The sequence below is a fragment of the Streptomyces sp. NPDC058086 genome (genome assembly GCF_042885015.1).
Classification (GTDB): domain Bacteria; phylum Actinomycetota; class Actinomycetes; order Streptomycetales; family Streptomycetaceae; genus Streptomyces.
In genome coordinates this window covers 58,843-78,143 of record NZ_JBHVST010000027.1, presented here as the reverse complement: position 1 = coordinate 78,143, position 19,301 = coordinate 58,843, and the positions used below count along the sequence as shown (strand labels likewise).

The 19,301-nt window shown below is 70.2% G+C and carries 19 protein-coding genes and 2 pseudogenes; 11 read left to right on the top strand and 10 right to left on the bottom strand.

Going from position 1 to position 19,301, the window contains the following annotated elements:
- Positions 1-2: 2 nt before the first annotated feature.
- Both ACFVWD_RS22360 and ACFVWD_RS22355 read right to left on the bottom strand, forming a co-directional pair.
- Complete coding sequence (locus ACFVWD_RS22360) at positions 3-386, bottom strand: hypothetical protein (protein ID WP_389598333.1); 384 nt, start codon at positions 384-386, stop codon at positions 3-5.
- A gap of 144 nt (positions 387-530) precedes the next feature.
- A pseudogene (locus ACFVWD_RS22355) lies at positions 531-796 on the bottom strand (LysR family transcriptional regulator); the annotation flags it as partial.
- Positions 797-935: 139 nt separating this feature from the next.
- Here ACFVWD_RS22355 and ACFVWD_RS22350 point away from each other — a divergent pair.
- The 4 genes from ACFVWD_RS22350 (at position 936) to ACFVWD_RS22335 (ending at position 4,276) form a co-directional block, all read left to right on the top strand.
- Positions 936-1,754, top strand: coding sequence for a 3'(2'),5'-bisphosphate nucleotidase CysQ (locus ACFVWD_RS22350; protein ID WP_389598331.1), 819 nt, complete (start codon positions 936-938; stop codon positions 1,752-1,754).
- A gap of 42 nt (positions 1,755-1,796) precedes the next feature.
- Complete coding sequence (locus ACFVWD_RS22345) at positions 1,797-2,393, top strand: NADPH-dependent F420 reductase (protein ID WP_389598329.1); 597 nt, start codon at positions 1,797-1,799, stop codon at positions 2,391-2,393.
- Between the two features lie 840 nt (positions 2,394-3,233).
- Positions 3,234-3,803 (top strand): TetR/AcrR family transcriptional regulator, encoded by a 570-nt coding sequence (locus tag ACFVWD_RS22340; RefSeq protein WP_389598327.1) that lies wholly within the window; start codon positions 3,234-3,236, stop codon positions 3,801-3,803.
- A complete protein-coding gene (locus ACFVWD_RS22335; protein WP_389598326.1) occupies positions 3,800-4,276 on the top strand; it encodes an acyl-CoA thioesterase in 477 nt (158 codons plus the stop codon). Before ACFVWD_RS22340 ends, ACFVWD_RS22335 begins: the two co-directional genes overlap by 4 nt.
- Positions 4,277-5,186: 910 nt before the next feature.
- On the opposite strand, the gene ACFVWD_RS22330 is transcribed toward ACFVWD_RS22335, so the two are convergent.
- The 3 genes from ACFVWD_RS22330 to ACFVWD_RS22320 form a co-directional block, all read right to left on the bottom strand.
- Complete coding sequence (locus ACFVWD_RS22330; RefSeq protein WP_212728019.1) at positions 5,187-6,365, bottom strand: acyl-CoA dehydrogenase family protein; 1,179 nt, start codon at positions 6,363-6,365, stop codon at positions 5,187-5,189.
- Between the two features lie 114 nt (positions 6,366-6,479).
- On the bottom strand, positions 6,480-7,262 hold the full coding sequence (locus ACFVWD_RS22325) for a hypothetical protein (protein WP_389598325.1): 783 nt from the start codon (positions 7,260-7,262) through the stop codon (positions 6,480-6,482).
- A 76-nt stretch (positions 7,263-7,338) separates the two neighbouring features.
- The gene (locus tag ACFVWD_RS22320; protein WP_389598323.1) at positions 7,339-7,710 is read right to left on the bottom strand and encodes a four-helix bundle copper-binding protein; all 372 of its coding nucleotides are present in this window, start codon (positions 7,708-7,710) and stop codon (positions 7,339-7,341) included.
- A 123-nt stretch (positions 7,711-7,833) separates the two neighbouring features.
- On the opposite strand from ACFVWD_RS22320, the pseudogene ACFVWD_RS22315 reads away from it, so the two are divergent.
- Positions 7,834-8,061: pseudogene (locus ACFVWD_RS22315) on the top strand (DUF6479 family protein); the annotation flags it as partial.
- A gap of 2 nt (positions 8,062-8,063) precedes the next feature.
- The gene (locus ACFVWD_RS22310; protein ID WP_389598387.1) at positions 8,064-8,123 is read left to right on the top strand and encodes a hypothetical protein; all 60 of its coding nucleotides are present in this window, start codon (positions 8,064-8,066) and stop codon (positions 8,121-8,123) included.
- 22 nt (positions 8,124-8,145) lie between these two features.
- Here ACFVWD_RS22310 and ACFVWD_RS22305 read toward each other — a convergent pair whose 3' ends face one another.
- Positions 8,146-8,547 carry a nuclear transport factor 2 family protein gene (locus ACFVWD_RS22305; RefSeq protein ID WP_389598321.1) on the bottom strand — a complete coding sequence of 134 codons (402 nt, stop codon included), beginning with the start codon at positions 8,545-8,547 and terminating at the stop codon, positions 8,146-8,148.
- Between the two features lie 236 nt (positions 8,548-8,783).
- Here ACFVWD_RS22305 and ACFVWD_RS22300 point away from each other — a divergent pair, with 236 nt between their 5' ends.
- Positions 8,784-9,479: a type 1 glutamine amidotransferase domain-containing protein gene (locus ACFVWD_RS22300; protein ID WP_389598319.1), complete on the top strand. Its 696-nt coding sequence runs from the start codon at positions 8,784-8,786 to the stop codon at positions 9,477-9,479.
- A gap of 79 nt (positions 9,480-9,558) precedes the next feature.
- Here the strand turns inward: ACFVWD_RS22300 and ACFVWD_RS22295 are convergent, their stop codons facing one another.
- Genes ACFVWD_RS22295 through ACFVWD_RS22280 form a run of 4 tightly spaced genes read right to left on the bottom strand, consistent with a single transcriptional unit; the run spans position 9,559 to position 14,481 of the window.
- Complete coding sequence (locus tag ACFVWD_RS22295) at positions 9,559-11,067, bottom strand: ABC transporter ATP-binding protein (protein ID WP_389598317.1); 1,509 nt, start codon at positions 11,065-11,067, stop codon at positions 9,559-9,561.
- Complete coding sequence (locus tag ACFVWD_RS22290) at positions 11,064-11,903, bottom strand: ABC transporter permease (RefSeq protein WP_389598315.1); 840 nt, start codon at positions 11,901-11,903, stop codon at positions 11,064-11,066. Before ACFVWD_RS22290 ends, ACFVWD_RS22295 begins: the two co-directional genes overlap by 4 nt.
- The gene (locus tag ACFVWD_RS22285; RefSeq protein WP_389598313.1) at positions 11,900-12,946 is read right to left on the bottom strand and encodes an ABC transporter permease; all 1,047 of its coding nucleotides are present in this window, start codon (positions 12,944-12,946) and stop codon (positions 11,900-11,902) included. Before ACFVWD_RS22285 ends, ACFVWD_RS22290 begins: the two co-directional genes overlap by 4 nt.
- Positions 12,934-14,481: an ABC transporter substrate-binding protein gene (locus ACFVWD_RS22280; RefSeq protein ID WP_389598311.1), complete on the bottom strand. Its 1,548-nt coding sequence runs from the start codon at positions 14,479-14,481 to the stop codon at positions 12,934-12,936. Before ACFVWD_RS22280 ends, ACFVWD_RS22285 begins: the two co-directional genes overlap by 13 nt.
- Positions 14,482-14,758: 277 nt before the next feature.
- Here ACFVWD_RS22280 and ACFVWD_RS22275 point away from each other — a divergent pair, with 277 nt between their 5' ends.
- From ACFVWD_RS22275 to ACFVWD_RS22260, 4 genes are read left to right on the top strand one after another with little or no spacing between them, the layout of a single operon-like run.
- Positions 14,759-15,781 (top strand): TauD/TfdA family dioxygenase, encoded by a 1,023-nt coding sequence (locus ACFVWD_RS22275; RefSeq protein WP_389598309.1) that lies wholly within the window; start codon positions 14,759-14,761, stop codon positions 15,779-15,781.
- A gap of 46 nt (positions 15,782-15,827) precedes the next feature.
- Positions 15,828-16,835: an ornithine cyclodeaminase family protein gene (locus tag ACFVWD_RS22270; RefSeq protein ID WP_389598307.1), complete on the top strand. Its 1,008-nt coding sequence runs from the start codon at positions 15,828-15,830 to the stop codon at positions 16,833-16,835.
- Entirely contained in the window at positions 16,826-18,211 is a 1,386-nt protein-coding gene (locus ACFVWD_RS22265) for a Y4yA family PLP-dependent enzyme (RefSeq protein WP_389598305.1), read from the top strand. Before ACFVWD_RS22270 ends, ACFVWD_RS22265 begins: the two co-directional genes overlap by 10 nt.
- Before the next feature lie 54 nt (positions 18,212-18,265).
- Complete coding sequence (locus ACFVWD_RS22260; RefSeq protein ID WP_389598303.1) at positions 18,266-19,297, top strand: cysteine synthase family protein; 1,032 nt, start codon at positions 18,266-18,268, stop codon at positions 19,295-19,297.
- The last annotated feature ends 4 nt before the right edge of the window (positions 19,298-19,301 follow it).

Below are 19,301 nucleotides of genomic sequence, written 5' to 3'. Positions count from 1 at the left end.
GATCAGAAACGTCCTGTCATACCGCTGAGCACGCGACCGCCGAACGCACTCTCGTGCCGCGAACCGGTCGTTCGCCGACACGGCCTGGCCGCCGGGTCCGGTGGCCAGGCCGCAGGTTCGGACGAAGTGGAGCGTCGAGGTATGGGGATCGCGGTCGGATCGACGAGTTCGACCTCCAGGCCGGCGACGCGGCGGTCTTGGAAGCGCAGGTTGGAGCGAGCGGCCTTCAGGCGTTCCTCCAAGGTGCGGTTGTCGGTGGTGAGCTGACGAACGCGCTGCTTGAGGGTGGTGTTCTCCGCGGTGATCCGCTGCATCGCGAACACGTTGCCGAGGGCGCCGTCGCCAAGGCCGTCGACGACCTGATGGACTCCAGCGCCGGCTCTCATTTGGCCGGGCTGGCGGCCCCGAGCGGTGAACTCGTGCGTGACTTCGTCGATCTCTAGGAACAGCGTTGGTCGACTGGTTCCGGAGGCAGTTGGTGATCAGCAGAGGTGCGGATGTCGATGCCCAATGACGGCATCGTCGTGTACGAGATCGAGTTCACGGCTCGGCGCCAGCACCCCTGGACCTGGTGCAGCAGCTCGTGCACCTGTTCCCGGACGGCGATCGCATACGGCGTCGGGGTCATCGTGCGGCCGGTGCGCACCAGGATCTGATCCCCGGTCGTGCGCCGAATGCGGCCCAGACTCCGGCTCATCGCGGGGGCGGTGACATGCAGGCGCGCGGCCGCCCCGGCCACACTGCCCTCCTCCAGCAGCGCGTCGAGCGCGGCGAGCAGATTCAAATTCAATTGCATACGAGTAATCCTGACCGTGCTTGACATGCATTTGAAGTTAATGACGGGGCTGCATACCGTTGCGGCGAAAGCGCAAGAAGTAACGCGCAGTTCGGCCCTCGACCGGCCTCAGCACCCCTCCTCAGACGGGAGTACCACCATGTCCGAAACGCTTCAGACCACCGCAGTCGCCGCCTCCGACGCCGACCTGCTCGCCCAGACCTCGAACGCCGTGCGTGAGGCGGGTTCGGCGCTGCGCGAGCGCTTCGGCGAGGTGGTCCGCTACCAGACCCGCGAAGAGCTGATGCGCGCCCTCGCCGTCAACGACGAGATGGCCCTCGACATCCTGCGCCCCCGCCTCACGAGCCTGCGCCCGGACGCCGGCTGGGTGGAGGACGAGCTCGACGGCGGGGCGCTGCCGCCCGGCGAATGGTGGGTCGTGGATCCGGCCGAAGGCAACGTCAACCACCTGCAGGCCCTGCCCGAGTGGGCGGTGACCGCCACCCTCGTGCGCGACAACCAGCCGGTGCTCACCGCGGTCCACCTGCCGTTGACCGGCGAGACCTACACCGCGCTCACCGGCGCGGGCGCCCAGCTCGATGGCCGGCCGCTGCATGTCTCCCCCACTGCGGACCTCGGCCTGAGCATCGTGGCCACCAGCCAGGCCCGGCCGGACGAGGACGAGAAGGTCGTGCGGCGCGTCGGCTCCTCGATCACCGCGATGCTCTTCGACGCGCTCGTCGTCCGCGCCGCCGTGCCCGCGACCCTGCACCTGGTGAACGTGGCCGCCGGCCGGATCGACGCCTTCTGGCAGTTCGCCGGCGCCCGCGCGGACCTGCTGCCCGGGGCACTGCTCGTCACCGAGGCCGGCGGACGGATCTCCGACGCCGAGGGCCGCCCCTGGACCCCCAAGAGTGAAAGCTTCCTGGCCGCCGCGCCCGGTATCCACGCCGAAGCCGTCGCCACCCTCTCACACTGACCGCGCACCACAACCCGCACCCACGAGAGGACCCACATCACCATGACCACGATCGCCGTTCTCGGAAACGGCCGCGTCGGCGGCAACCTGGCCACCGCCCTCACCCGGGCCGGGCATGAGGTGACCGTCGCGGACCGCACGCCGGGCGCCGCCGCCGACGCCGCCCGCACAGCCCGCATCGTCATCAACGCCACCCCGGGCGCCGGCTCGCTGGACCGTCTCGCAGCTCTGCGCGAAGAACTCCGGGACAAGATCCTCGTCGACGTCTCCAACGCCACCACCGACGGACCGGACGGACTGCCCGCCGACCTGATCTACCCCGGCTCAAGCCTCGCCGAACAGCTCCAGGACGCACTCCCGGAAACGCATGTCGTCAAGACACTCAACACCATGCTCTTCCCGGTGATGACCGCGCCAGCCACGCTCACCCAGACGCCAACCGCGTTCCTCTCCGGCGAGGACCCCCAGGCCAAGCAGACCGTCCGCGAACTGCTCACCGACCTCGGCTGGCACAAGGACTGGATCAGCGACCTCGGCGGGATCCAGACCGCCCGCGCCACAGAGGCCGCGATCCTCTTCGTCCCGCACGTCATCCGGTCCACCGGATTCACACCCTTCGCGATCTCAATCGCCCGCTGACCCGTACCCAGCGCACCGCCCTGGGAGGAATCACCTCGCCGGATCCTCCACTGTGGGCCTGGGGCAAGAAGCTTGCCACCAAAGGCTCGTGGATCAAGTTGCGCCTCGGGCAGAGATCCCGGACCTGACTGCCCAAGAACTCCACGGGCTGAATAGCCAAGCGCCTGGCCTACGACTGGGTACCGATGGAGCTCGACTGACCCTGAAACACAAGATCTGCATCGCCTTCTTGATCCCGGCAGGCCAGAGGGCCACAGCGGTGGAGCTCACGCAGGGCTACTACAAGGAGCCCCTCGTATGGCCCGTGAAGAACTGACCGGACGCCCGCGCAACAGGTGCGAAGCGCAACACCTCTGGGGGAGGAAGAAGACCAGATGACGAGGAAGGGCGCTAGCTCGGAAGTCACTGATCAAAGCGGCACTTTTCCATCAGGAAGCCCCGAACGTACGCGAGAGCCCACACCTGCCGTGCCGCAATTGGCGGTTTCCTCGTTGCTGGTCAATCCCGCGCCACGGCCGATGACCACGCGCGCGAACCAGCTCCCGTTGACCCGAACCGCGCAGCTCCACGACCTTTACGAAGTCAATGCGATGCACCCGGTGTTCGTGGGAATCGCGCTTTGCCCGCTACCACGCTGCCCGGCAGACCGTGACGGCCCGCGAATGGCGGTATCTGTGTGACTGGTCCAACGGGACGACCTTGGCCACGGCCCCGCTCCATGAACCAACCCGCATCATCGCTGCATGCTCCGGGCGCGACCGGTCATTCGGGGGTTGACGTCGCGCGGTATAGGCGGCTGTTCCTGAACAGCCACATCACGCACTCCAACACAGAATGGGCATGCGCAAGCCGGCCGCCGAGCTGGGTACCGACTCCTCCAGCCTGTACCGCCACTTCCGCAACCGCACCGAGCTGATGCTCGCGAACGTTGACCATGTGCTGGTCCAGGCCATGCACGGCTACCGGCGGCAGGGGACCTGGCGTGCGCGGCTCGTCGACCTGATCCTGCGCTCATGGGATGCCTACGCCGCGCTGCCGCAGCTGGCGAAGGACGCCAGCCACTATCCGGGCACCGGGCCCGGCAGCCAGCTGGTGATCGAGGAGACCCTGCAGGCCCTCAGCGACGCCGGAGTGCCCGAGGAACTCATCCCCGAGTGGTACCACCGGCTGGTGACCTTGTCCGTGTCCCTGATCTCCGCGCACGCGGCCGGCCAATCCTCCAGCCTGACCGAGCAAAAGCGGAGACCGGAAACCTTCCGAGTGATCACGCTCGGCGCCGACCCGGCAGACGTCCGCAACGCGAACCCCGGCCGTCACCGCGCCATTTCCCGGACGTCGTCGGCCTGGTCCGCACCCGTATCCACCCCGTCAACTCGCCAATTGTGGCGAATCGTGAGGAGAGAAGCATGAACCATCTGCCGAGCACCGACGTTGGGGTCCTGGTCCCAGTGGATGTCCACTTCGACGATCTGGACCCGATGGGGATGCTGCACAACAGCCGGTATCAGGTCTGGGTCGAGCGAGCGTGGGTGGAGTTCGGCCGGGGGCAGGGCCTCGGCGGCGCGTCAGGCTTCGAAGGGGACGGCTTCCAGGCGGTGAAGGCGTTCACCATCACCTACGACGTCCCTGTGATGGGCCTTGGTCAGTGCGCGGTGCACCTGTGGACGGAGCACATGGGCAGCGCTTCGGCCACCGCAGGCTATCGGGTGTGTTCAGACGAGGGCAGGACCACGCACGCGCACGGTACTCGCACCGTCGTTCGTCTCGACAGCACCACGCTGCGGCCCACGCCGTGGTCTGACCGAGCCCGTGAGGTGTCCCGGACCATCGAACGACCGAAGAGCAGCGATCAGCTCCAGGTGGGGACGGGGCCCGCCTCTTGATGGCATAGCCATGTTGCTGCCTGACGGACGTCGTGCTGCCAGCCCCAAGCTGGCGGACGACTGTACCGCGGGACGTCCGGCCATCGACGATTCCGGTCATGAAGGTGGCCGCGGTGAGGCCGTTCAACGGGGGGCGCGAGGGGGGTGCCCCTAGTCTCTTCGGTCAAATTGTCTGGGCGTCCGCGGGGGTCATCGGTGCGAGCGTCAGTCGTCCGTGGCTGTGTCGGCCCCGGTGCATTCGTGGATCCATCCGGCGGGAGCATCGGCGGAACGGACGGGCGTGTAGATGTGCCAGGCGGCAGGGTTGCGTGGTCCCTGTCCCCGACTGCCGCGAGCACGGTGGCTATCCGTTCCTTGGCCTGCTGCGGCCGCCCGGAACGCTCGTGCGGGGCTGGAGCGGCATCACACCTTGGCCCTCAGTCGACGCCCGCGGCCCAGCTGGTGTGCCAGCGGTGTGAGTGACAGTCCTCTACCTAGTTCCAAACCACGTCCACAACACCGGGACAGGCTTCTGAGACTGCCGTGGGAGGCTGGGCCGGCCTCTCACCGGTCCGGCCCCGCGGTGTCGGCGTACAAGTGAACTCAGACGAGTACGCGGACACGCGGACACGTGGCCGTTTCCGGCGTCCGGCGTCCGGCCCACGCCATCCATCGATCTGGACACGGCCGCCACGCGAACACGCAGGTCGGCCTCAATCCTGACACTCCGGCGTTCGGTGAACTGGACGCAGGCATCTACTACAGCGATCCGCGTCGACCTCGTCAGATCCTCCGTCAACGCCTTGATCGCTACGCCTCGCTCCTGGCCAAGGCCTGACTGCCGAGGCATGTAATGCACCGGAGGAGTCAATTGATCATGATGCCGACCATCCTGCTTATGTGCCAACTATGAAGCCTGGTCACAGCCGGACTAACGCCGGACCCGCGGCATCCCCAGTCCGATCCACGAGATGATCTCGCGCTGGATCTCGTTGTTCCCGCCGCCGAAGGTGAAGATCACAGCCGAGCGGTAGCCGCGTTCCAGCTCGCCGTGCAGGACGGCGCCCGTCGAGCCCTCCTTGAGGACTCCGGGCGCGGCGACGATCTCCATGAGCCAGGCGTACGCGTCCCGGCGCGCCTCGGAGCCGTACACCTTGACCGCGGAGGCGTCCTGCGGGGTGAGGGTGCCCTCCTGGACGGCGTTCACCATCTGCCAGTTCAGGAGCTTCATCGCGTCGAGTCTGGTGTGGGTCTGGGCGAGGCGGCGGCGCACCCAGGGGAGGTCGGCGACGCGGCGGCCGTCGGCAAGCTTGGTGTCCATGGCCCAGCGCTGGACGTCGTGCAGGGCGCGGATCGCCATGGTGCCGTGTGCGGCGAGGGTGACGCGTTCGTGGTTGAGCTGGTTGGTGATCAGCCGCCAGCCCTTGTTCTCCTCGCCGACCCGGCGCGAGACGGGGACGCGGATGTTCTCGTAGTAGCTGGCTGTCGTGTCGTGCGAGGCGAGGGTGTCGATGAGGGTGCAGGAGTAGCCGGGGTCGGAGGTCGGCACGAGGAGCATGGTGATGCCCTTGTGGGGTGGGGCGTCCGGGTCGGTGCGGACGGCGAGCCAGACCCAGTCGGCGGTGTCGCCGTTCGTCGTCCAGATCTTCTGCCCGTTGACGACATAGGTGTCGCCGTCCCGTACGGCCTTGGTCTTGAGCGCCGCCAGGTCCGTCCCCGCGTCGGGCTCGCTGTAGCCGATCGCGAAGTCGATCTCGCCGGAGAGGATCCTGGGCAGGAAGTACTCCTTCTGCTCCGCGGTGCCGAACCGCATGATCGTCGGTCCGACCGTGTTCAGCGCCATCAGCGGCAGCGGTACGCCTGCCTGGGCGGCCTCGTCGAAGAAGATGAACTGCTCCATCGGGGTCAGCCCGCGCCCGCCGTACTCCGTGGGCCAGCCCACCCCGAGCCAGCCGTCCCTGCCGAGCCGCCGGATCGTCTCGCGGTAGAACCGTTTCTGGGCGGCCGGGTCGCCATATCGGGCGTAGGCGTGGTCGGGCACCAACTCGGCGAAGTAGCCGCGCAGTTCGGTCCGCAGCCGCTGCTGCTCTGGCGTGTATTCGAGATGCACGGCGCCTCCTGGCTCCCCAAGGCCGGACCTGACGGCGCACACCGTAGAACGTGTTTCAGAAATTGTGAATGCCGATGACACCGGCGCCCCGACCGCGACCCTCCCGGCGGCCCCTCACCCGGGGAACCCGTCCGAGGCGTCGGCCGGGCGGCCGTACTCCCAGACCCGGTCGAACTCGGCCTGGAAGTGCTGGTACCAGTGCCCGTCGCGGTCGGGGCGCAGAGTGAACACGGCGTCCCCACTGGCCGAGCTGTGGGAGTAGACGTCGACATGGATGATGCCGCCCGGCCGTCGCGGGTCCAGCAGCACCAGCCCGAAGGCCGGCACGAACGGCAGGAACCTCACCTCGACCCTGTCCCTCACCCCTGGATTCTCGAGCAGCTCGCGCAGGAGGTCGATCGAGGTGCGCAGTCGGTTCTGGTACACCTCGGGCCGGTGGGGGACGGTGCTGCGGCGCGCGGCCTCGGCGGGCGCCGTACCGGCGGGGTCGATGAGCGCGATCCTGATCACGGATCCGGCTACGGCTCGACATTCCAGCTCGTCGATCGAGTTGCGGAGGGTGCGGGCGAGGGTCACTCCAACGATGCTGATGTCCCGTGCCCCACGTATCTGTTGGACGAGTTCCGGCTTGTCGCCACTGAAGAAGTCCTCCGCCGAAATGTCGCCGGCGGCGCGGGCGCGTACCTCCGCCGCCAGCTCGGCGACCTGCCGACGGCTGCCCAGCAGCCCTCCGGCCAGCAGGGCGAGGGTCGCGAGGGTGGCCGCGGCCAGTACCTTGCCGCCGACCACATCGAGTGCACCGAGCGCCGCCAGGGTCAGCGAGAGCAGGGTCGTGACGTAGATTTCCAGGTTCTCGCCGGTGGCGAGGTCGTCCCGAACGCGCCGCAGAAGTCGCATGCGGGCCATCGTCCGCACCGCGGCGCCGGTGCGTCAACGAGGCCGTAGCCGAACTCCGCGGCGGAGTTTCGGGGATTCAGGCGCGGCCCAGTGTGGCGAGGAAGTCCATGCAGGCCTGGGCGCACTCCCGGCAGGCCTTGGCGCTGTCCTGGCCGCCAGGGTGCTCGTCGAAGACGTCCGCGCACTCGCGGCAGACGGTACGGCACCACTCGACCTGGACGCGGATGCCTGCCGTGTCCCGGCGGGCCTCCTCCGCCAGCACACGGCAGGTCGCGTCGCACACCTCCACGCACAGAAGGCCTTTGCGTCGTACGAGTTCCTGCTCCCTCGGCCCGTCCGGATCCACCACGCTCGCCCGCAGCGCACAGGCACGGGCGGCCTCGGCGCAGGCCTGCGCACACTCGAAGCGGTCCTCCAGGAATCGGATGAGTTCTTGCTGGGATGTCATTGTCGTCACCGCGAGCGGGTAGCCGCGGAAAGGCCCGCCAAACCCCGCACCTCAGGTCCCGGCGGCCGCTCTCCGGACCAGCGCCACCCGGTTCATGCGCACAACTCCGGGCACTCGGGACGCATGAGTGCCATGGATACGGAAGGGACAGTGCTCGCCGCGGCCCAGGGCCTGCTGGTCCTCGTGCCGCTCACCGTGGGCGTCGTGCTGGTGGCGATGCTGATCGGTGTCGTGTGGTGGGGCCGCCGCAAGCGGCAACAGCAACCGCCTCCGCCTCGACCCGGGGAAAACAGCCCCGGCAGCCGGACAGCAGCCCGGTCCACGAGGTCAGGGAGCACCGCGAACCCAACGAACTGCCCCCGAGCGAGCACCGATCGACACCCCACAAGTTGAAGCGAACGAACGGCTCCTAGGCCCTGTCCGGCGGATCATGTTCTAGCCGCCCATCGCCTCCGCCGCCTCGCGTGAGATCCGCTCGAACTCGGCACCCATCGCCTCGGAGAGCGCATGGGCGGCCGAGAGGGGGCGGACCATCACCATCAGGTCGTCGATCCGGCCGTCCTCGTCGAAGTGCAGGAAGTCGCAGCCGTTGAGCTCCTTGTCACCCACCTTCGCGGTGAAGACGAGCGCGTGGTCGCGACCGTCGGCACCGCCGAACTCGCGTACGTAGCGGAAATCGGTGAAGACACGGGAGACGCCGCGCAGGATGGCCGCGGTGATGGCCTTCCCCGGGTACGGCTTGAAGGCGACGGGGCTGGTGAACACCACGTCGTCGGCCAGCAGCTCCTCGATCGCGGTGTGGTCGCCCGCCTCTACGGCTTTCCGGAAGGGGTGCATCCGAGCCCCGCCTCTCGCACTCAACAAATTGATTAGGTTACGAACAGAGTAGTTGGGGTGGCGTCCAGCGTCCAGGTATTGCCATTTCTATGGCTCTGACCGCACTCCCTATTGGTCACCTATGCCAGAGCCGCATACGGTCGAGGACATCCCCGCCCTGACGATCTGGGTCCAGAGCGTCGGGGCGTAGGACAGGAACAACCGGCAACGCCCCCGCACCCTCGGAGAAACGCACCATGTCGAAGATTCTCTTCGTGATCACCGGCGTCGACCACTGGACGCTCGCCGACGGCACCCGCCACCCGAGCGGCTTCTGGGCCGAGGAGGCCGTCGCCCCGTACGAGGCGTTCCAGGCCGCGGGCCACGAGGTCGTCGTCGCCACGCCGGGCGGCGTCGTGCCGACCGTGGACAAGGGGAGCCTGGCTCCCGAGGTCAACGGCGGCCAGGAGGGCGCCGACCGCATCGCGCACGCCCTCGCGTCGATGACCGCGCTCCAGCGGCCGATCAAGCTGGCGGAGGCCGACCTCGCCGACTACGCGGCCGTGTTCTACCCCGGCGGCCACGGACCGATGGAGGACCTGGCGGTCGACGCGGACTCCGGCCGGCTGCTCACCCTCGCGCTGGAGTCGGGCAAGCCACTCGGTGTGGTGTGCCACGGCCCGGCCGCGCTGCTCGCCGCGACGAAGGAGGACAGCACCAACGCCTTCGCGGGCTACCGGGTCTCCGGGTTCACCAACGCCGAGGAGACGCAGGCCGGTCTCGCCGACAAGGCGAAGTGGCTGCTCCAGGACCGGCTCGTCGAGGCGGGCGTCGACTTCCAGGAGGGCGAGCCGTGGGCCCCCAAGGTGGTCGTCGACCGCAACCTGGTCACCGGCCAGAACCCGGCGTCCTCCGCCCCTCTCGCCGCCGAACTCCTGAAGCAGCTGCCCTGACCCTCATGGGCCTCGGGAGGCGGCGGCCGATCGCCGCGCCCCGCACACGGCCGAACTCTGCGCCGAGGAGGCCTCCGCGTCAGACGGACAGCAGCTCGGCGGTGGGGCCGTGGCGGACCAGGCGACCCGACTCCAGCAGATGCACCGTGTCCGTGTAGGCGGCCACCAGGTGCAGTTCGTGGCTGACCAGCGCGACCGCCAAGTTCCTTTCGGTGCGCAGCCGTCGCAGGAGTTCCATGACGGCGGTGGCCGTGTCCGGGTCGAGGGCCGAGGTGATCTCGTCGCAGAGCAGGAAGTCGGGCTCGGCGGCCAGCGCGCGGGCGATGGAGACGCGTTGCCGCTGGCCTCCCGACAGCTCCGCGGGACGGCGGCGGGCGAAGTCGGCGGGCAGCTCGACCTGTTCGAGGAGTTCCGCCACCCGGTCGGACACCTGGCTCTTGGCGAGGGCCCGGTGCAGTCGCAACGGGCGGGCCAGCGCGGCACCGACGGTGTGGGAGGGGTTGAGCGTACCCAGCGGGTTCTGCGGAACGAGTTGGATGCGCCGATGGTGCGTACGGCTGCGACGGCGTGCCGTGGCCCCGACCGGCTGCCCGTCCAGGGTGACGTTTCCCGCGTCGGGCCGGTGCAGGCCTGCCAGCACGCGCAGCAGCGTGGTCTTGCCGGAACCGGACGGCCCGACGATTCCGGTGGCGCTGCCAGGCGCGGCCGTGAAGTCCACCGCGTCCAGGGCGTGTTGGGCCTGTCCCCGGTGCCGGAAGGCGACGCTGATCCCGCGCGCCGTGATGCCCTCGGCGGTGGCAGGTGCCCGTTCGGTGGGGGGTGGCTCTGTCCTCGCCCGGGGCACCCGGGGCTGCGCGGGAGTCGGCAGATGGACGACCTGGTCGGCGCAGGCCGCGACGAGTTCGGGGTCGTGGCAGGCCATCACCACGGCGAGGCCGCGCCTGGTGGCGAGGTCGCGCAGCAGCTCGGCGATGTCGTCGCGCAGGGCGGAATCCAGTCCGGCGGTCGGCTCGTCCAGGAGCAGGACGTCCGGGGTGCGGGCCAGCGCGCGGGCGAGGGCGACGCGGCGCTGCTGGCCGCCCGAGAGCGCGGTGGGGCGCCGGTCGGGCAGCCCGTCGTCGGTGGGCAGCCGGCATTCGCGCAGCAGCGCGAGCACCGCCTCGTCACCGCGGTCCGTGGCGGTCTCGGCCACCAGACGGCGTACCTTCATCCGCGGGTTGAGTGCGGAGCCGGGGTCCTGCCCGACGTAGGCGATCCGGGTGCGGCGCATTTCGCGCAGTGCCGGGGCCGGCAGCGTCGAGGGGTCGTGGCCCAGGACGTCCAGGGTTCCGGCGGACACGGTGGCGCCCGGCGGGAGGTGGCCGACGAGGGCGCGCAGCAGGGTCGTCTTGCCGGAGCCCGAGGCGCCGGTGAGGGCGGTGATCTCCCGGGGGCGTACGACCAGGCTGGTCGGGCGGAGCAGGAACGGGCCGTCGGGGAGGCGGACTTCGAGGTCGGTGACCGTCACCAGGGGAGCCGGGGGCTCGGCGGTGGGTGCCGGGGCCGGCTCGTCGTCGGGGACGTCTTGCGTGGTGGCCGGGTGGCTCACGAGGTGGTCACCGCCTTCCGTACGGGGCGTGGGGCGAGGGAGGAGGAGGCGAGGTTGACGCTGATCGCGAGCAGGGCGATGGCCAGGCCGGGGGCCACCACGGCCCAGGGGTTGAGGAGGATGCCCGGGGCGTTCTCCCGGACCATCAGCGCCCAGTCGGAGGCCGGGGGTTGGGGACCTATCTGGAGGAACCCGGCCATGGAGATGACGTAGACCGCCTCCACGAAGCGCAGGCCGAACAGGGCGAGCACGGTGGCGCGGAGGTTGGGCAGCAGTTCGCGCAGGGTGAGGTACCAGAGCCTCTCGCCGCGGGCGGTGGCGGCCTCGATGTAGCCGGACTGCGCGAGGGGGGCCGCGGCGCCGGCGACGACCCGTACGGCGTAGGGGACTCCGAGGACGATGGCCGCGGTGTTGACCGCCAGGCGTCCGCCGTCCGGCCAGGCGAGCGCGATGAGCATGATGCCGAGGACCGGTGGCAGCAGGATGGCCACGTCGGCCGTCCGCTCCACCGCCCTGCCGAGCACGGGGCGCAGCACGGCGACGCAGCCGATCAGGGTGGCGAGGCCGGTCACGACCACGGCGATCAGAAGGGCGCTGCCGATGAGCGCCGTACCGCCGTGCAGGAGTCGGCTCAGGACGTCGCGTCCCAGCTGGTCGCCACCGAGCGGTGCGCCGTCCCCGGCCGGGGCGTACGGGGCGGTCACGGGCTTGTCGATCGCGTGCGGGGCGAGGAACGGGCCGGTCAGGGCCGCCAGGACGAGCAGCAGGCCCGGTGCGACGCGCCGCAGGACATGGGACGGGACGCGGCGGGGTGCCGCGGTGGCAGGCGTGCTCACGGGCGTGCTCCCAGCATCCGGGCGCGGACGAGATCGGCGGTGAGCAGGACGACACTGATGGTGGCGCCCGCGCAGATCACGACCCCGGCGATCAGCGGGGCGTCGCGACCGGCCACGGCGCCCGCCAGTACGGTGCCGATGCCCGGGTAGTTGAACAGTGTCTCCACGGCCACCGCGCCGCCCAGCAGCATGCCGGTGGAGGTGGCGACGCCGATGGCGATCGCGGGCAGCGCGCCGGGCAGCGCGTGCAGCAGCACGACCCGGTGGACGGGCAGTCCGTCCAGGTGGGCGGCTTCGACGTGCGGCGTCGCGGCCTGGTCGGCGAGCGCGCCGCGCACGATCCGGGTGTTCCATCCGGTCTGCGGGATGGCCAGGGCGAGTACCGGCATGATCAGCATGGTCCAGGTGGTGGGGTCGCCGTCGGCGCCGGTGAGTGTGACGGCCGGCAGCCAGCCCGTCCACAGCGACAGGACGAGCAACAGGCCGACGGAGACGACGAATTCGGGCACGGCGAACGCGGCGGTGGCCGCGTGGCCGATGATCCGGTCGACCGGCCGGCCGGGGCGGCAGGCCGCCCAGCAGCCCAGCGCGAGCGCGGCGGCGACGGTGAGGACGAAGGCGACCGAGCCGAGCAGCAGTGTGTTGGGGAACGGGTCGGCGAGCAGGTCGGTGACCTTCTGGCCGCGCGCGGACGTGCCCAGGTCGCCGGTGGGCAGGGCCGTCATCCAGTCCCAGAAGCGCTCCCACAACGGCCGGTCGAGGCCGAGGAGATGGCGCCGGGCCGCCACGTCGGCGGCGCTGTCCCCGCGTTCCGAGGTCGCCGTGGCGGCGTCGCCGGGCAGCGCCTCCACCGCGACGAACACCACGGCGAGGAGCACCGCGAGCATCAGGGCCCGCCGTGCCACGGCCGCCGCGATCCGCACGGCGATCCGCACGGCGACGCGCACGGCGAGCGGGCCCCCGCGACGCGGCGCGGTGGCCGCCTCCGAGGGGGCGGGGGCGGCCACCGTGTCGTCCTCGGCCGCGCGGCTCAACTCAGCCACACGTTCTCGAGCTGGACGCGGCCGTAGCCCGGGAGCTTGGGCAGGTTGCGCACCTTGGCGACCGCGAGGTCGATGCCGTCGGCCATGCCCCACAGCAGATAGCCGGACTTCTCGAACTCGATCTGCTGCAGCCCGTGCAGGGCCGTGGCGCGTGCCGTCTCGTCGGCGGTGCCGATGACCTTGCGGTACGAGGTGTCGAAGGCCTTGTCGTCGAAGCCTGCCTCGTTCTGTCCGGCCTCGCTGACCAGGGTCTTGGAGGCGAAGAAGACCACGGAGTCGTTGGTGCCCCAGTATGTGGTGTACAGGTCGCCCTTGAGCCAGGTCTTCTCGTAGAACGCGCCGGACTCCTGCTTGACGACCTTGAGCTTGATGCCGGCCTCGCGCGCCTGGGAGGCGAGCAGCGTGGCGGACTCGGCGAGGCCCGAGATGTCCTCGGTGGTCACCAGGTCGTAGGTCTTGGAGAGGTCGAACTTCGCGTCGGCGAGCAGCTGCCTGGCTTTGGCGAGGTCGCGCCCCCGCTGCGGGATGTCCTTGGCGTAGTGCGGGTCTCCGGTGCCCATGATGTCGTTGGCGACAGTGCCGTATCCGGACAGGACCTGCTTGACCATGGCGTCGCGGTCGACGGCCAGGCGCAGCGCCTCGCGCACGCGCACGTCGGCGAACGGGCCGCTCTTGGTGCGCATGACGAGGGGCATCGACATGTCGTTGGGGCGGCGGACGACCTGGACATCCTTGCGGGACTCGGCGGTACGGGCGGCGACGGCGCCGACGTTCGAGGCGACGTCGATCTGGCCGGCGAGCAGCGCGCTGGACATCGCCTGCGGGGTCTCGAACATGGTCACCTCGACGGCGTCGAGGTGGACCGTGCCGCCGTACCACTTGTCGTTGCGGACCAGGCGGGCGTTGCCTCCGCGGTACCAGTCGAGCTTGAACGGGCCGGTGCCCGGCGCCTTCTCCAGCTCCTTGTCGGAGGTGTCCTTCTTCAGGACGAACGTCGTGAGGCGGGTCAGCAGGGGCAGTTCGGCGTTGGCGTAGTCGGAGACGAGGACGACCGTGTCCTCACTTTCGGCCTTGATGTTCTTCGCCTCGATGCCGGGCAGCCGCGCGGCGCCGGAGGGGGTGTTGCGCAGCCGCTGGAGCGACCAGACGACATCGGGTGCGGTGACCGGGGTGCCGTCGTGGAAGGCGGCACCCTTGGCGATCTTGAAACGCCAGGTCTTCAGGTCCTCGGAGTGCTCCCACGAAGCGGCCAGGCGGGGCTTGGTGTTGGGCCCCGCGCCGGGCACGGTGAGCGTGTCGTACACCAGGGCCAGGATCAGGTAGTCGCTCTCGTTGCCCTGCGTTCCGTGCGGGTCGCGGGTGATGGCACCGGCCCGTCCCAGGGCTCCGATGCGTAGGGTGCCGCCCTTTTCGGGCTTGTCGCCTGCGGCGGCCGGCTCGGCCGAGGTGTCGTCGCCTCCCGAACAAGCGGCCAGCAGTGCTGTCGCGCCTGTCGCTCCGCCGGCCCACAGCACTTGGCGCCTGGTGATGTTCACGTACGTCCTCGATCCGGTCTCACAGGAAACGAAAAGTTCTTAGGGTTGCCTACCCTAACGACAGCCGTTTCCGCAAGATGGCGTAGCGCCGGTTCACCAGGCAAACCGCAGGCCCGCCGTCGACAACTGGCCCAGACCGGTGGGGTGATGACGGCGTTTCAGCCATGGAAAAGTAAGTAAGGTTTGCCTTACCTAAGTTAAGTGCTAGCGTTCCGCCCGTTCACAGCGCAGGCACAGCCAACCCCCACACACACCCAGAGAACGGGATCTCTTTGCCATGAGCACGGCAGCCGCACCTGTCCGCACGCTCGATGCCCACTCCGTGGGCGAACTCCGCCGGGCAGCGGAGAAAATACTGGCCGAATTCGGTACATCCGCCACGTCCGAAGCCCTGTTGGAACGAGTCGCCCAGGCCGCCGACGCCTGCGGCGACACCCTCCGCCACCACTGCCGCCCCGTCGACACGGCCGACGGCCTGTACGTCCTCGGGGGACTGGACGTCGACGACCACGACCTCGGCCCCACGCCCACCAGTTGGGCCGGCGCGGGCGACAGCGGCGCCCTGCACGACATCACCCTGCTCCTGCTGGCCACCCTGATGGGTAACCCCATCGCCTGGGAGGGGCAGCAGGACGGCCGCTACGTCCACAACATCGTCCCCTCCCCCGGGCACGAGGACGAACAGACCGGCGCCAGCAGCACGGTGCTGCTCAGCCCGCACACCGAGGACGCCTTCCACCCCGGCCGCGCGCATCTGCTGATGCTCAGCTGCATGCGCAATCACGACAACATCGCGACCACCGCCGCCAGCATCCGCCAGGTCGAGCTGGACGAGGCCGACATCAGCCTGCTGACCCGGCCGTCGCTGCCGATCCTGCCGGACGACGCCTACGCCGAGGCCCAGGGCTTCGACGGCGCCGCCCCGCCCCGCGTACCCACGCTGTTCCACGCCCGGGACGGGCTGACGCTGCGTTTCGACCCGGCGTACACCCCGCTGGAGGACGCCTCCCCGGCGCACCGGGCCGCCTATGCGCGCCTGGCGGCCGAACTCTCCCGCGTCTCCCGCGCGGTGAGCCTGAACCCCGGTGAGGTCCTGGTCGTCGACAACGACCTGGTGGTGCACGGCCGGGTCCCCTTCGGGGCGCGTTACGACGGCACCGACCGCTGGCTCAAGCGCGCCTCCGTACGGGTGCCCGGGCGCCGCTCCCGCCCGCTGGCCGAGGCCCACGAACACGGCTACGGCCAGGCGGCCCTGGAAGCGCACGGCGACCGTGCCGCCCGTCGAGCGCACGCGAGCTGAGCACCCGGCCACCGCCCGGCCCCCCACGCCCAGGAGGAACACGACCATGACCGACCTCACCGCCGTCCCCGGCGACGACCGGAGCCTGCGCATCCTGTCCACCGGCGACCTGGCCGGAATCGACATATCCCTGGCCGATGTCGTCGAGACCGTCGAAGGCGCCAACCGCACCCTGCACGCCGGACAGTCCGACAACCCCCGCAAACTGACGGTCAAGCCCGCGGACGGGCACTCGGTCGCCTACGCGATGCTCGGCCGGGACGGCTCCCGCGATGTCGTCGCGATCAAGACCTCGTACAAGCACGGCCTGGACAAGGGCCGCGACGAGCAGCACTACTACACCTCCCTGACCGTCTACGACGACGTCACGGGACTGCCGGTGGCGATGATGGACTGCTCCCGCATCGGATCGCTGCGCACCCCGGCGGTCTCCGCGCTGCTCGCCCGTGAGTGCGCGGCGCCCGGCGCACGCAGCGCCCTGGTCATCGGCACCGGGACGCAGGGGCGGCTCGCGCTGCCGTTCCTGCTCACCACCCTGCCGGACCTCGACCGGCTGATGCTGTCCGGCACCCACCCCGAGGGCATCGCCACGGTGCGCGAGCAGTTGCGGTCGTACTTCCCCGACCGTGAGGTGGAGGTCGTCACCGATCTGCGGGCCGCCGCCGGGGACGCCGACGTCATCGTGGCGACAGCCGGCGGCCACACCCCGGCCGCCGTCGAGGCGGACTGGCTCAAGCCCGGCGCGCTGTCCGTCCTCGTCGGTCACGGTCTCGCACCGTCCACCCTGCACCGCGCCGACCGGGTCATCGCCACCAGCGAGGCCCAGATGAACGTCACCGGCACCGACATGGCGGACGCCGACGGCAAACTCCCCGCGGTCGACGCTGAGTTCCCGCAGATACTGGCGGGCGCGACCGCGGCACGCGGCTCGGCGACGGAGCGGATCTTCGCGTACAACAGCGGTCTGGTCGTCACCGACATCGCCCTCGGCCACCGGTTCGCGCAGCTCGCGCTGGCACAGGGGCTCGGTACGGAGGTGGCGCTGTGGCGCTGAGCGATGCCCCCTCCACCGGTCCCTCGCTGCCCTCACTGCCCGCACTGCCCGATGCCGCGACCGACGCGGTGCTGGGCAGCGGGCTGCTCGAAGAGCTCTCGTACGCCTTCGGCGGGCCTTTCCACTTCCTGCTGCCCGACGCCTTCGACGCGAACCTGCGGGCGATGCGCGCGGCTCTGGACGAGGCGGGCGTGGACGGGTTCGTGTACTTCGCGAAGAAGGCGAACAAGGCCGCGGTGTGGGTGGAGCGCGCCGCGGCCGGGGGCGCGGGAGTCGACGTGGCGTCCCTCGGCGAGTTGAGGGAGGCGCTCGGGCACGGGATGCGCGGCGAGCACCTCGTCGTCACCGGACCGGCCAAGGACGCCCTGCTGCTGCGCCTCGCGGTCCAGCAGGGCGCGTTGATCGCCGTGGACACGCTGGACGAACTCGACGCGCTCGTCACCACCGTGGTGAGCGGGCGGGTCCGGCCGGCCCGGGTGCTGCTGCGATGCCTGCCGGGCACCCAGCGGCACAGCCGGTTCGGCATGGACGACGCCGAGCTTGCCACCGCCCTCAACCGGTGCGCCCAGGCGGGCGAGGCGGTACGGATGGAGGGCTTCAGCTTCCATCTGTCCGGATACGCCGTCCAGGCGCGGGCCGATCTCGCCGGGCGACTGCTCGAACTGTGCCTCAAGGCCCGCGTGCTGGGCCTGGAGGCCAGCCGGATCAGCGTCGGCGGCGGGCTGCCGATCGCCTACACCGACGCCGACAGCTGGGGCACCTTCCTCGGCGAGCAGCACGGCGGGCAGTACCACGCGGGCCGGACCTTCGACCCCGCCGACTTCTACCCGTACCACTCCCCCGTCGCCGGAGCGGACGCGCTGCGCGCCCTGCTCGCCGCCCGCCCCGAGGGATACGACCAGAGCCTCGCCGCCTTGCTGAACGACTCCGGAGTGGTGCTGCTGCTGGAGCCCGGACGGGCGCTGCTCGACAAGGCGGGCGCGAGCGTCTTCCGGATCCAGGGCGTCAAGGAACGCGACGGGTACCGGCTGCTGACCGTGGACGGCACGAGCCTGAGTCTGTCCGAGCAGTGGTTCAACAGCGAGTACCTGCCCGAGCCGCACCTGCTCTCGCTCGGCGCGGTCGCCCCCGTGGGCACCTACCCGGCGGCCGTGGGCGCGGCCACCTGTCTGGAGTCGGACATGCTCACCTGGCGGAAGATCCCCTTCCCCCGACGGCCACGCGCCGGCGACCTGCTCGTCTACCCGAACACGGCCGGCTACCAGATGGACTCCAACGAGTCGCCCTTCCACGACCTGCCCCTGCCGCCCAAGGTCGTCATCGACCGGACCGAGCATCCCCGTCCGCGCTGGCGCCTCGACCGCCACTTCGCCTGACCTCCCCACATGCCCGACACCCCCACGTCGCCCGACTCCCCCAGGAGCCTTCGCATGCCCGGAGCACTTCAGCGCCCCGCCGTGGTCTCCCGCGTCTCCGACCTCATTGGATACACCCCTCTCCTCGAACTCGCCGCCACCGAGACCGGCAGCCGACTGCTGCTGAAGCTGGAGATGTTCAACCCGACCGGCACCGCCAAGATCCGGATGGCCCGGCAGATGATCACCGACGCCGAGGCACGCGGCGAACTGCGCCCCGGCGGCCGGATCATCGAGTCGACCTCCGGCAACACGGGCCTCGGACTCGCCGTCGTCGCCGCCGAGCGCGGCTACACCTTCACCGCCGTCGTCGACCACCACGCCAGCGCCGACAAACTGCGCGCCATGAAGGCCATGGGCACGGAGCTCGTCTACGTCGACGACGACGGCGGCTCCGAGGAACTGGCCACCGCCGCGCGCGAGGAACACGCCGAGGAGATGGCACGCGGCCAGGACAACACGATCTTCACCGAGCAGCACAACAACCCCAGCAACGGCGTGGGTTACTTCCCCGTCGCCCACGAGCTCCACGAGGCGCTCGACGGCAGGCTGGACGTACTCGTCGGCGCGGTCGGCACCGGCGGCGGTCTCTGCGGCACGGCACGTGAACTGCGTACGCTCATACCCGACTTCACGACGATAGGCGTCGAGCCCAAGGGATCGATCGCGTTCGGCGGGCCCGCGCACGACTACTACCAGTCCGGCACCGGCACCCCCGAGGGCGCCGAGATCGGTGCGCTCGTCGACTTCGGGCTCATCGACGAGGGCGTCAAGGTCGGCGACGTCGAGGCGTTCGCGACGTGCCGTGCCGTGGCCCGGACCGGACTGCTCATCGGCGGTTCGGCGGGCGGTGTCGTGCACGAGGCACTGACCCGGCTCGCCGCGCTGCCGCCGGGCACGACCATGGTCGCGCTCGTCAACGACGGCGGGGAGAAGTACCTGGACACGGTGTTCAACGACGACTGGATGCACGCCCGCGAACTGCTCGCTCCCGCGACCGAACGGGAGATCGACGAGCTCCTCACCAAACTCCGCAGGAACCGATGACCCT

Bases quoted from the DNA above. Each gene is read 5' to 3' on its own strand.
- ACFVWD_RS22360 (WP_389598333.1), bottom strand. From the start codon at position 386: ATGAGAGCCGGCGCTGGAGTCCATCAGGTCGTCGACGGCCTTGGCGAC.
- ACFVWD_RS22350 (WP_389598331.1), top strand. From the start codon at position 936: ATGTCCGAAACGCTTCAGACCACCGCAGTCGCCGCCTCCGACGCCGAC.
- ACFVWD_RS22345 (WP_389598329.1), top strand. From the start codon at position 1,797: ATGACCACGATCGCCGTTCTCGGAAACGGCCGCGTCGGCGGCAACCTG.
- ACFVWD_RS22340 (WP_389598327.1), top strand. From the start codon at position 3,234: ATGCGCAAGCCGGCCGCCGAGCTGGGTACCGACTCCTCCAGCCTGTAC.
- ACFVWD_RS22335 (WP_389598326.1), top strand. From the start codon at position 3,800: ATGAACCATCTGCCGAGCACCGACGTTGGGGTCCTGGTCCCAGTGGAT.
- ACFVWD_RS22325 (WP_389598325.1), bottom strand. From the start codon at position 7,262: ATGCGACTTCTGCGGCGCGTTCGGGACGACCTCGCCACCGGCGAGAAC.
- ACFVWD_RS22320 (WP_389598323.1), bottom strand. From the start codon at position 7,710: ATGACATCCCAGCAAGAACTCATCCGATTCCTGGAGGACCGCTTCGAG.
- ACFVWD_RS22305 (WP_389598321.1), bottom strand. From the start codon at position 8,547: ATGCACCCCTTCCGGAAAGCCGTAGAGGCGGGCGACCACACCGCGATC.
- ACFVWD_RS22300 (WP_389598319.1), top strand. From the start codon at position 8,784: ATGTCGAAGATTCTCTTCGTGATCACCGGCGTCGACCACTGGACGCTC.
- ACFVWD_RS22275 (WP_389598309.1), top strand. From the start codon at position 14,759: ATGAGCACGGCAGCCGCACCTGTCCGCACGCTCGATGCCCACTCCGTG.
- ACFVWD_RS22270 (WP_389598307.1), top strand. From the start codon at position 15,828: ATGACCGACCTCACCGCCGTCCCCGGCGACGACCGGAGCCTGCGCATC.
- ACFVWD_RS22260 (WP_389598303.1), top strand. From the start codon at position 18,266: ATGCCCGGAGCACTTCAGCGCCCCGCCGTGGTCTCCCGCGTCTCCGAC.